Genomic DNA, 12,369 nt, shown 5'->3' on the forward strand with positions numbered 1-12,369 from the left:
AACTTTATGAAAGCACTGAAAACTCTGAACCCATACTTCTGGAAGCACAAAATATTATTATTTTGGGGGTTCCTATTTATAATTGCCAGTAATTTTTTTAATATCTATAAAGTACAGTTTGTCGGGAAATCAGTTGACGAATTGACGAAACAAGGAAATCTCGGCTTTAATAAGCAGGTTTTAATCTATGTTGCCATTATTGTCGGCTGCTCACTTCTTACCGGTTTTTTTACTTTTATGATGCGACAGACCATCATTGTTGCCTCCAGAAGAATTGAGTACGAACTGAAAAATAAAATTTACAGACATTATCAGGATTTATCGCTCACAGATTACAAGCAGACAACGATTGGAGATTTAATGAACAGGTTAAGCGAAGATATCGTTGCTGTAAGAATGTATCTGGGACCTGGCGTAATGTATGTGATCAATTTGGTTGTATTATTATTGATTACCAGCTTTTATATGCTCACAACCGATGTCTCAATGACAGTTTGGACGTTGTTGCCACTTCCCATCTTGTCTTACATCATATTTAAAGTAAGCTCAATCATCAATAAAAAATCAAAAGTGATGCAGAAGAGCCAGTCTGCAATTTCTACTTTTGTACAAGATAGTTTTTCTGGTATACGTGTGGTAAAATACTTTGCAAAAGAAAAATATATTCAAAAAAATTATGGTCTAAAAGTAAGCGATTATCAGGATAAAGCTTTAGATTTAGCAAAAACAGAAGCCTATTTTTTTACCATTATTTTGTTTGTAATCGGATTGTTGAACGTTGCTGTAATTCTCATTGGTGGGCAAAAATACATCGCCGGCGAGCTTACGGTTGGTAAAATTGCAGATTTCTTCATGTACATTAATATTTTGATCTGGCCGTTTTCAATGGTGGGTTGGGTGACGTCGATCAATCAAAGAGCAGAAGCTTCTATGCAGAGAATTAATGAGTTTTTGGAAAAGCAGTCTGATATTTATAACAAAAACTTTGAAAACTATCCTATTAAAGGTGATATTGAGTTCAAAAATGTATCTTATGTCTATCCAAATACAGGCATCAAAGCATTAGATAATTTAAGTTTTACAATTGAAGCCGGAAAATCTTTAGCCATTATGGGGAAAACCGGTAGTGGAAAATCAACCATTGCCTTACTTCTCTGCCGACTTATTGATCCTACTGAAGGTGAAATTCTGATTGACGGTAAAAATTTAAAAGATCATAATCTTGAAAATTACAGAAACTTTATCGGATATATTCCACAGGAAAGTTATCTATTTTCAGATTCTATTGAGCATAATATCGGGTTTTCTATCGATAATCCTACTCACGAGAAAGTGGTTGAATATTCTAAAATTGCAGACGTACACAAAAACATTGTTGAGTTTAAGGAACAGTACAAAACCATGGTAGGAGAACGTGGCGTGATGCTTTCGGGAGGTCAGAAGCAGAGAATTTGCATTGCAAGAGCACTGATAAAAGACCCTAAAGTCATTATTTTTGATGATTCACTATCGGCTTTGGATACAGAAACCGAGCAAAATATTCTTGAAAATATTGATACTAAAATCAATAATGCGACTTCTATAATCATCACACATAGAGAGTCTAGCGCACAAAGAGCCGACAAAATTCTTAATCTTAGCGAAATTACCAATTCTGCAACCGCATAGTCAAAACATTTGGAATTGTTAAATAAATCATAAAAAAAATTTTGTGATTGAAAGAAATATTTTATATTTGTTCTTAACAAGATTAAAAAAAATATCTAATAATGAGTGAATACAAGGAACGCCATGAAAATGAAATTTTCACTAAGGTGTTAAAAGCGGGGAGAAGAACTTATTTCTTTGATGTGCGAGAGACTAAAGCAGGAGATTATTATCTTACGATTACCGAAAGCAAAAAGAATTTCGGAGAGAATGGAGAAGCTACATTCGAGAAGCATAAAATTTATCTTTATAAAGAAGATTTTAAGAGTTTTCAGGAGATGTTTAATGAGTCCACAGATTTCATCATTAATGAAAAAGGTGAGGATGTTATTTCAGAAAAGCATGATAAAGATTTCAAAAGCAGAACATACACAATAGATTCTGACGACGAAGTTTAATCAAAACATATCTAAAAAAACACAAGCATCTGAAAAAGGATGCTTTTTTTATGAATAACTAATTCCAATTTCATGTTGGAAAAATGCTATTTGTAAAAATAAAAAAAACACATTTTCAAAAAGAAAATGTGTTTACTGTGGGTGAATGAGGGGTCTCGAACCCCCGACCTCCGGAACCACAATCCGGCGCTCTAACCAACTGAGCTACAATCACCGTTTTGGTGGTGCAAATATAAGAAAGATTTTTTAATTACAAAATAATTCCATCAAAATTTTTCATCGCAATCAGCTTCTCAGTCGTAAATCCCTCAGCATAAGCAACTCCCGATAGTCGACCTAAATTCTGGGCACGATATGTCAAACTTTCATAAAAGTCTTTTGTAGCAATTGGAGTCACCGGCTCTTTAGATGCTGGATCATAAAACTGAGTTTTAAATGCCATACAGGCCTCCAGCTTTTTTTCAAGATGTTCTGAAATATCAATGACAAATTCCGGTTGAATTTCTTTCCATTGAATATAGTGGAATATTTGTTTCGGTCTCCATACTTCCTGAATCTCGCCTTCTAAAACAGTTTCTATTTTTCTCAGCCCAGATAAAAAGCACGCATCCGACACTAATTTCGCTGCTTTTGCATGGTCCGGATGTCTATCATCAATTGCGTTAGCTAAAACGATTTCTGGTTGGTATTTGCGGATCATTTTTACAATCTCTATCTGGTATTCTTCAGAATTGACAAGGAAACCATCTTTTAGCCCTAAATTCTCTCTGGCAGCAACTCCCAAAATTCTGGCAGCTTCAGTCGCTTCTTCTTTTCTTGTCTCATCTGTTCCCCTAGTGCCCAATTCACCTTTGGTTAAATCAACGACAACGCAGGTTTTTCCTTCTGAAATTAATTTAGCAATTGTTCCGCCACATCCCAATTCAACATCATCGGGATGAGCTCCAAAAGCAAGTATATCTGTTTTCATAATTTTAATAATAATTTAAATGATGTAATCGTCTCAATTTATCTAATAATTAGAGCAACTCATCAAATTCAAAGATAAGGTTTAAACAAAAACTTCCCAAACATTACGAATGGGAAGTTGTTATATCAATAATTTAATTTTTAAATTACTTATTTATTTCTGCATTTAATTTTACAGCATCCTGATAAGCAGGGTCTAGCTGTAAAGATTTTGCAACATAATCTTTTGCTTTAGCAAGATCTTTATCTTTTTCAAGATAAGCAACCGCAAAGTATGCATAAGCAAGAGTTTGCTTGTTAGCTTCTACTTCTGCTGGTTTCACCGTTGAAATAAATTTCTCGTAAGAAATTTTTGCTGCATCATTATTCCCAGCTTGCTGATAAGCATAACCCTGGCTGTAATATGCCGGCGCCCAATCTGGAAGTAATGTGCTCATTTTCTGCCATGTTACCACAGCTCCATTCCAGTTTTTAGCATCCTGATAAGCATTTGCCAATTTGTATAAAGCATCAGAGTCTTGTGGGTTTGCAGCAACTAATTTTTTGAAAGATTCAATTTCTGGAGAAGTTGGTCCAGCATTTACAGAAGCCTGAGAAGCTCCTCCACCATTGATTTTAGCCAATTCCATATCCCACTTCATTGTTTCATCTTTCGCAGCTTTAGCTAATCCAATTTTTTGCTGTGCTTCTGCCTGTAAAGCTGATTTTTTAGCTGCATCAGTTTCAGTTTTAGCCAAACCTGCAGCAATTAATCCCATTAAACCTTGGTCAGCAGGCTGAATTCTTGATTTTTCAGCTTTAGAAACGAATGAATCCATATTTTGTTTAGCTTCAGCATATTGACCATCTGCATAATTAACATATGATCTTAACTTGAACTTAATAGGATCATCAATTTTATCAAAGATTTTATCTAAAATAGCTTTTGAATTTGCATAATCTTCGTTAGTGAAATACAATTTTGCAATCTCTAACTGAGTATAAGGATCTTCATCTGCATATTTTGTATAATTAATCAAATCCTGAGTTGCTTTTGCATTCTCTTGGTATTTGATGTCATAAGCCGCCAAAGCTTTGTAAGCCGGCGCATAGGTAGGATCTGTAGCTATTGCCTTATCAATACTAGTTTTAGCTTGTTGCCACTGCTGAGCAGCCATCCATAAAGTTCCTATTCTTGTATACACAGAAGCTTTATTTTTTGCTAATGGTAATGCATTGTCATAAGCCGTCATCGCATCTCCAGGAACTCTTTTTAATCTGTACGCATCACCTAAAGTATAGTAATAGTAAGCAGGAACATCTTTTCTCGAAGCTCTTTCAATAGCTTTATTCAAAAATTGAATCGCAAGATCCGGAGAGTTATTTTTTTCAAATAATGTCAAGGCTTCAGCAGCTCTGAACAATACTTCAGCATCTTTTTCTCTAGAGTCTGAAACAATTTTCTGGATCTCTGCAATAGCAGATTTATCACCTTTTCCAAGTTTAACCGTAGCTAAACCAATTTGATTTAAATAGCTTTTTTTACCAGCAGCTAAACCTTTATTGAAGTTTTCTGTAGCCTGAGCAAAGTCTGGTTCACCTTGTCTTAAAAAAGAATTTCCTAGGTAGAAATAATTTTCTGCTGTAGGTTCTTTTGCAATCATAGACGCGAAATTGGTTTTCGCAGCAGCAAATTTATCGCTATCCATGCTGTTAATACCATCCAGTAATGTCTGTGCAAAGGCAAAATTGGTAAAAAATACCACTGATGCTCCTAAAGCAATCTTCTTTACATTCATAATCATTATATCTTTCATTATTATTTTTAAATATGTATTCTAAAAAACCGAATTATAAATACACAATTTTCAGACCAATATAATAAATCGGTTTGAGAGTTGCTATTTTTTAAGATTTTTTAACGCATCTGTACTTCTCTGCGATAAAGATTGTAAGGCTGCAATCCTTCTTTCTGAACAATTTTCTGACCCAAATGTGTACAAGAATATCTTATAAAGCCATTTGCAATGTTGAAGCCTCCTTCGTTAGTAAGAAAATATAATACTCTTGTAAAAGGATATTTCATCTCACGAAGACCTTCAAAATCGGGAGAATGAGTTTCTTTTCCATTGACAACAGGAAGAATCTTTATCATACTTCTTAGTTTCTCAGCTTCTTTATCATAAGGCCGGCTTATTGTATTCAAACCAATTACACCGATTTTATTGGGATACTTATTTAATTCCTCGATCACATTTATACTTCCGGGAATAATTGAAAATTTCAAATCTTTAGGAAGTTTATTTAGTTTTTGAGCAACAAAATTTAGGTTACTGGAATTTGTTCCGTCAAAAACAAAATTTTTCTCTTCCGACTTAAGACCGGAAGTTATCTCTTCCATTGTAATATTTTCCTTTTTAGAATCTTTGGGTACAAAGAATACAATAGCGTCTGCAGCAAATTTAGCAGGTACAATTTTCATGTCTACTTTTTCTTCGTAAGCCTTAATTTCTTCAGGAGATAATTCTTTAGACATTACCGCAATTCGCGCTTTATTATTTAGGAGATCAATAAATCCTAAATCTTCTTTCTTGGTAACTACTTTTATTTTTGTATCGGGATATCCAATCATATAACCGTCTGCCAAAGCTTCAGTAACACTTTTAAATGACTCATCGGTTAAGATTGTCATTTCACCTTTATTATAGGAAGCCTTATTTTCCTCTTTTTTTGAACAGCTAATCATTAAAACCGTACAAAAAAGGGCTGAAAAAAATGCTCTAATTTTCATCTTCATCTGTATTTCTGAATTTTTTTATTACTCTCCATATTCTGAAGATACCGTAAAGTATTAATACTGCTCCCAGAGAGTATGCATATATGGGCTCGAGAAATTTATACACCATCATTACGATTCCCAAGACAACGTAACAAATTCCTGCGACTAAGGATAACCAATTGAACATCATACAACAAAAATATTAAAAAAAATAAAAAGAGAAGCATATGCTTCTCTTTTTTAATTATTATTTAAAATAAACTAATAACTTATTCTGGCGGTTGCATTGCCAATGGAAGTCTATATCTGTAACGTACAGCTTTACCATTAATTTTTGCAGGAGCCCATTTGTTTTTAATAGATTTTACGGTTCTTACTGCTTCAGAATTGAAATCTGAATTTTTACCATTTACTTTGATATCAGTAATACTACCATCTCTTTCAACTACAAATGTAACTTCACCTTTTACTATTCCGTCTGCACCTTCAATTGCCGAACTGTCAAAGTTTTCAGAAACTTTTTTTCTAAAGGCATTAATTCCTCCAGGGAATTCTGCAGTTTGCTCCACCTCGTTATAAACCTGAGTTTCACTTACCTGCGGCTTAACTTCAGCTGTTGAAGTTTTATTACCTGTAGATGGCGGCGGCGGCGGTGGCGTGTAAGCAGGAGCTTTTACTCCTTCCTGAGCTACCAAACCAGTAGTAGTTTCTAATTGCTTAGAAATTGGCGGCGGCGGAGTTTCCACTTTTGGAGCTTTCACCGGTTCCGGAACTACGTTTTGAATAATCTCAATCTTTTCCTCTTCCACTGGTGGCGGAGGTGGTGGTGGTTCTTCTTCTTTTGGCTGCTCGATAATCGGGTCTTCTTCGATAATTTCAACCAAATCAGACTTTACCTCTACAGCTTCTTTTTCATTCATACTTTTAATAGTCATATAAATGAAAGGAGACAAAGCAGTAACCAAGAATAATCCTGTACCGATAAGAAAAGACTTTGTCAGTAATCTAGGATACTGATGTCTAAGATCGTACGCACCATATTCTTTATTTCTATTTTCAAATACAATCTCGTCTAAAGTAAGATTTTGATTGTAAATATTTTCATCTGCCATTATGTTGCAAATTTAAATGTTAAATTACTTTGCAGCAACTGATTAGTTACCTACTTTCTTATCATAAACAGCTTTCTCATAAGGCTTAAGATCGGTTACCCCATATCTTTCGCTTTGTGTAATTGCCATCTCGTCAAGAATGTCTACAAAGTTCTTATATACCGCATCATCAGTAGGCTTAATAATCACTGTAAACAGATCTTTCTTTTTAGCCCTTGCTTTTGCTTGCTTAATAATCTCTCTAATCCCTTCTCTATCTAAGCTAGTTTCAATCATCGTCTGGTCGTTAAGACCTGCCTGGTCTTGCTGATGCCAAAAAACTCTGTTGTCTTTTCCTAATAATAAAGTTATAGAATTTGATAAGTCGATTTCAGTCGGAGGTGGTTTTTTTGTTTCGTCTTTCGGTTTTGCCGGCAGACCCAAATCCATCACATTCGGTTTACTAAACGTTGATGTAAACATAAAGAACATCAATAGTAAGAAATTAAGGTCAACCATTGGTGTCATATCGACAGCAGGGTTGTTTTTCTTGGATCGAACTTTACCACCTTTGGCGCTCTTATCCTGTACTTGTACTTGTGCCATTTCTTCTTCTTAATTATTCGTTAGGTTTACCTTCTTGAGACGTAATCAACCAAAATTTAAGAAAATCGATATCTCTTAAACCCTCAAATAAACTTTTAACTTTAGGATACTCTGTCGTAACATCACCCTTGATTGCCAGTTTGTAGTCTGCGTTTACACTTAAACTCTGCTCTACCCAATCCGTTAATTGCTTGTTTGTACTATCCATCGGAATCCCTGTAGGACTCTTATAATTTTTCTGCTCATCTTCAGGCAAATCCAAGTAGCTTCTCAATTGGTTCATAGGAACTCCAATAGATTGTACTTTTTGGAATGCTGCTTTTTGTTTATTATCAAAAGTAACATTGTACTTTTTGCCCATTTTTTCTAAAAGCTCTAATCTCTCTGTTGCATTTTCTACAGGCTGAAAATAAAATTTTCCGTCCGGTGTAGCGTTAATAGTCATTAAACTTGCATCAGGAAGTAACTTCTCTGAGATTGAAGATGGCGGTTTGATCTGCTCCACATCAGGTTTTTTGAACTGAGTGGTCATAATAAAGAACGTAAGTAGTAGGAACGTAACGTCGCACATTGCGGTCATATCCGTAACTACACCATGTCTTTTTGGTTTTATTCTCGCCATTATTTATTATCTAATTATTAAAACTTCTTTTTTTGTGTAAAAACACATTCTCACTATTTCTTAGTGGAATTCTGCAAAAGACTGCTGAATGCTCATTGCGATCTCATCGATCTTATAAGTCAACCCGTCAATTTTAGAAGTAAAGAAGTTGTAAAGGATAATCGCTACTGCAGAAGTACCAATACCTAATGCCGTGTTGATCAAGGCTTCAGAGATACCGATTGATAATGCAGCTGCATCCGGAGTACCACCTCCAGCTCCTAAAGCGAAGAATGCTCTAATCATCCCGATTACTGTTCCCAATAGTGCTACTAATGTTGCAACAGTACCTAAAGTAGAAAGAATCATCATGTTTTTCTCTAACATTGGCATCTCAAGAGTTGTAGCCTCTTCGATCGCTTTGTTTAGAGCAACCATTTTCTGCTCTTTGTTTAGAGTAGTATCGTGAGCTAAAGCTTTGTAAGTTGTAAGACCTTCTTTTACAACATTTCCTACAGAACCTTGCTGTCTGTCGCACTCTTCTAAAGCTTCGTCAACTTTATTGCTATTTAATAAACTTCTTACTTTTACTACGAAGTTATCTACGTTACCTGCACCTGAAGCTTTGCTTAAAACAAAATATCTTTCAAATGAGAAAACAATTACAGTAATCATGAATGTTACCAATAACGGTACAATAATACCTCCCATGTAGATCATTCCCAAAAATCCTTCAGGATGCATCTCTTTACCTTCTACATCAGAAAACGCAACTGATGCACCTGCCAATCTTGGATCAGCTTTAAAGTTACCCGGGCTACCCAATACGAATAACCAAATACAAATTCCTATAACTAATAGAATAGGAATAATTACAGCTGGATTAAGACCTCCTGCTTTTCTAGCAACTACTTGCTCATCATTTTTTGAAACATTCATTTCCATATTTAACTAAATTATATTGTTTTAAAATTTTAAAGTTGTAAAATAAAGGCAAAATTAATTAAAATGCAATAGTATCAAATAACATTTTGCCTTTTTTTCATAATGATATTTTAATAAGATTCCGATATCGTAATTATATTTAAATATTTTATTAATATTTTCTAATTTTATAAAATACTTTAGAAAATCAAAAATTTAAAACCTTTAAATTTTTGATTTTAGCAATGTTAAATTTCTTTTAAATTACAATATTAACGATTTTTTTTGGCACAACGATGATTTTTTTAGGGGTTTTACCTTCCAAAAGCATTCCCATTTTGTCATTTTGAAGCACTAAATCTTCAACCTCTTTCGCAGATAATGTTGCAGGAAGAGCAATTTTAAATTTCATCTTACCATTTACACTTACAGGATACTCAATTTCGTCTTCAACCAAATAGTCTTCATTCAAAATCGGGAATTTCTGAAACTCTATAGATTCTTTATTTCCCAGTAAACTCCATAGTTCTTCACAAATATGTGGCGCATACGGAGAGATGATAACGGCTAAAGGCTCTAAAATATTGCGTTTGTTACATTTTAATTTCTGCAACTCGTTTACAGCGATCATAAATGAAGAAACTGAGGTATTAAAAGAGAAATTCTCAATATCATACACCACCTTCTTTATTAAGGTATGCAAAACTTTATATTCAGCTTTTGTAGGTTCTTCATCAGACACTTCAAAAACCTCTCCATTAAAGTATAAATTCCAAAATTTCTTTAAGAAACCATAAACTCCGCTTAGACCTTGCGTATTCCAAGGCTTGGATTGCTCTAATGGACCAAGGAACATTTCATACAATCTTAAACCGTCTGCACCGTATTCATTACAGATATCGTCTGGATTTACAACATTGTATTTTGATTTTGACATTTTTTCTACTTCACGATCAACTTTGAAGATCAGGTCAGGCTCTAATATAACATTATAAGTTTTCGTAAAGTTTTGAACCTTATTTAATTTATCAGACTCAATTTCATTTGAGATTTGATTAATATCATTAATATCAATTGAAACTCTTCTAATTGCAAATGGCAAATTATAAGCTGGGCTACTAAAATCATCATATTTAAAACAGATATCATTTAGCGCTTTTTTTAAGTAATTATAATGCTTTAACTCTTCTTCATTAAAAGACTTAATTAAAACATTTGCCGTTTCTTCGTTTTTTAAGAATATATCATGAATTTTTTTATAATTCTTTTTATAAAAATTTGATATCTCTTTACTAATTAGAGTTTCATATTTATTACCTCCAACAATGGCACCATCATGCTTATCAATAAAACTTAAAGAAATTACATCAGCATAAGCACTCATCCCCAAAATCATCCCTTGGTTGATCAACTTTTGGAAAGGCTCATCTTGATTAATATACCCTCTGTCTTTTAAGAACATATTCCAGAAACGGGAATACAATAAATGACCGGTTGCATGCTCGCTACCTCCGATATATAAATCTACCTGTCCCCAATAATCAGACAATTCTTTATTCGCAAAAACTTCACCATTATTAGGATCCATATATCTTAAGAAATACCAAGAACTTCCCGCCCAACCCGGCATTGTAGATAATTCTAAAGGAAATACCGTTTTATCATCAATTAAATCTGTAGCAACTACTTTCTGGTTTGCTTCATCCCAGGCAAAAGTTTTTGAATTTCCCAATGGCGGATCTCCGTCTTCCGTTGGCAAATATTTTTCAACTTCAGGAAGTTCCAAAGGTAAAGCAGAAGCTGGCAAGGTGTATGGCATTCCATCCTTATAATATATAGGCACCGGCTCGCCCCAATATCTTTGTCTTGAGAAAATCGCATCACGTTGCCTGTAATTCGTTGTTCCGTGACCAATTCCTTTCTTTTCAATAGCATCAATTATTAATGCTTTTGCCTCGTCATAATTTAATCCGTTTAAGAAATCAGAATTTACACAAACGCTGGTTTTAGAATCAAAAGATTTTTCCTGAACGTCTTCTTCAGTTTCTACAACTTTTTTAATTTCAAGATTAAATTTCTTTGCAAATCTGTGATCACGCTCATCATGCGCAGGAACAGCCATTACAGCTCCAGTTCCGTAGCCCATCAATACATAATCTGAAATATAGATCGGCATCTTTTCATTGCTGAAAGGATTGATCGCATAACTTCCCGTGAAAGCACCCGAAACATTTTTCACATCAGACATTCTGTCTCTTTCGGTTTTCTTGGAAGTTTCTTCTATATAATTATCTACTTCAGCTTTTTGTTCCTCTGTCGTAATTGTTTCCACTAAAGGATTTTCCGGAGCCAAAACCATAAAAGTCGCTCCAAAAATAGTGTCGGGTCTTGTCGTGAAAACCTCAACGATCTCGTCATGCCCATCAACATTAAATTTAACCTGAGCTCCCTGAGATTTTCCGATCCAGTATTCTTGTGAATCTTTCAACGGTTGTGGCCAGTCTAAAGTTTTTAGACCCTGCAATAATCTTTCAGAGTAAGCAGAAATTCTCATGCTCCACTGCATCATTTTCTTTTGAAAAACAGGGAAACCTCCTCTTTCAGATTTTCCGTCTTTCACTTCGTCGTTCGCCAAAACTGTTCCTAATGCAGGACACCAGTTTACAGTCGTTTCCGCTCTGTAAGCTAAACGATAATTTAATAAAATATCTTCTTTATCAATCTCAGAAGCATTTTGCCATTCTTCTGAAGTGAAGTTTAACTCGTCGTTTTGATTGGCATTTAAATCTAAAGTTCCTTTTTCTTCAAAATGTTTGATCAAAGTTTCGATAGATTCTGCCTTGTCTGTATTTTTATTATACCAAGAATGGAATAATTCAATGAAAATCCATTGGGTCCATTTATAATAAGAAGCGTCAGAAGTTCTCACTTCCCTGCTCCAGTCGAAAGAGAAACCAATTTTTCTTAATTGCTCCTCATATCTTGTAATGTTTTGCTCAGTTGTAATTGCAGGATGCGTACCGGTTTGTATTGCATACTGCTCAGCAGGAAGCCCAAAACTATCGTAACCAACCGGGTGGAGAACATTAAAACCCTGATGTCTTTTATATCTTGCATAAATATCCGACGCAATATATCCTAGCGGATGACCTACATGAAGCCCCGCTCCCGACGGATACGGAAACATATCGAGAACATAAAATTTGGGTTTGTCTGTTTTATCGGAAGTCTTGTAGGTTTGATTGTCTTCCCAGTATTTCTGCCACTTTTTTTCTATCTGCTGATGATCGTAAAACACTTTTTATTATAGATGTT

The 12,369-nt window shown here is 34.5% G+C and carries 11 protein-coding genes and 1 tRNA gene; 2 read left to right on the forward strand and 10 right to left on the reverse strand.

Features of this window, described 5'->3' with window-relative positions; all coding sequences use genetic code 11:
- The first annotated feature begins 6 nt into the window (after nt 1–6).
- Entirely contained in the window at nt 7–1,668 is a 1,662-nt protein-coding gene (locus tag OH814_RS15605; protein WP_308828799.1) for an ABC transporter ATP-binding protein, read from the forward strand.
- Between the two features lie 101 nt (nt 1,669–1,769).
- A complete protein-coding gene (locus OH814_RS15610) occupies nt 1,770–2,105 on the forward strand; it encodes a DUF3276 family protein (protein ID WP_029295477.1) in 336 nt (111 codons plus the stop codon).
- A 139-nt stretch (nt 2,106–2,244) separates the two neighbouring features.
- Here the strand turns inward: OH814_RS15610 and OH814_RS15615 are convergent.
- The 10 genes from OH814_RS15615 to OH814_RS15660 all read right to left on the reverse strand — a co-directional run bounded on the left by OH814_RS15615 (nt 2,245) and on the right by OH814_RS15660 (nt 12,352).
- A tRNA-His gene (locus OH814_RS15615) sits at nt 2,245–2,320 on the reverse strand.
- A gap of 35 nt (nt 2,321–2,355) precedes the next feature.
- Nucleotides 2,356–3,075 (reverse strand): bacillithiol biosynthesis deacetylase BshB1, encoded by a 720-nt coding sequence (gene bshB1 / locus OH814_RS15620; protein WP_279196514.1) that lies wholly within the window; start codon nt 3,073–3,075, stop codon nt 2,356–2,358.
- A gap of 145 nt (nt 3,076–3,220) precedes the next feature.
- A complete protein-coding gene (locus OH814_RS15625; protein ID WP_308828800.1) occupies nt 3,221–4,870 on the reverse strand; it encodes a tetratricopeptide repeat protein in 1,650 nt (549 codons plus the stop codon).
- A gap of 101 nt (nt 4,871–4,971) precedes the next feature.
- Nucleotides 4,972–5,799, reverse strand: a complete 828-nt coding sequence (locus OH814_RS15630; RefSeq protein ID WP_374990584.1) for a PstS family phosphate ABC transporter substrate-binding protein — start codon at nt 5,797–5,799, stop codon at nt 4,972–4,974.
- 34 nt (nt 5,800–5,833) lie between these two features.
- Nucleotides 5,834–6,022 carry a C4-dicarboxylate ABC transporter gene (locus OH814_RS15635; RefSeq protein WP_228421337.1) on the reverse strand — a complete coding sequence of 63 codons (189 nt, stop codon included), beginning with the start codon at nt 6,020–6,022 and terminating at the stop codon, nt 5,834–5,836.
- A 79-nt stretch (nt 6,023–6,101) separates the two neighbouring features.
- Nucleotides 6,102–6,944 (reverse strand): energy transducer TonB, encoded by an 843-nt coding sequence (locus OH814_RS15640; protein ID WP_279196511.1) that lies wholly within the window; start codon nt 6,942–6,944, stop codon nt 6,102–6,104.
- 42 nt (nt 6,945–6,986) lie between these two features.
- The gene (locus OH814_RS15645; protein ID WP_308828802.1) at nt 6,987–7,529 is read right to left on the reverse strand and encodes a biopolymer transporter ExbD; all 543 of its coding nucleotides are present in this window, start codon (nt 7,527–7,529) and stop codon (nt 6,987–6,989) included.
- Between the two features lie 13 nt (nt 7,530–7,542).
- The gene (locus OH814_RS15650; protein WP_076560270.1) at nt 7,543–8,151 is read right to left on the reverse strand and encodes a biopolymer transporter ExbD; all 609 of its coding nucleotides are present in this window, start codon (nt 8,149–8,151) and stop codon (nt 7,543–7,545) included.
- A gap of 60 nt (nt 8,152–8,211) precedes the next feature.
- Nucleotides 8,212–9,075, reverse strand: coding sequence for a MotA/TolQ/ExbB proton channel family protein (locus OH814_RS15655; protein WP_076560271.1), 864 nt, complete (start codon nt 9,073–9,075; stop codon nt 8,212–8,214).
- Between the two features lie 238 nt (nt 9,076–9,313).
- The gene (locus OH814_RS15660) at nt 9,314–12,352 is read right to left on the reverse strand and encodes a class I tRNA ligase family protein (protein WP_308828803.1); all 3,039 of its coding nucleotides are present in this window, start codon (nt 12,350–12,352) and stop codon (nt 9,314–9,316) included.
- Between the last annotated feature and the right edge of the window lie 17 nt (nt 12,353–12,369).

Source organism: Chryseobacterium sp. CFS15, assembly GCF_031118795.1.
GTDB classification, from domain to species: Bacteria; Bacteroidota; Bacteroidia; order Flavobacteriales; family Weeksellaceae; genus Chryseobacterium; species Chryseobacterium indoltheticum.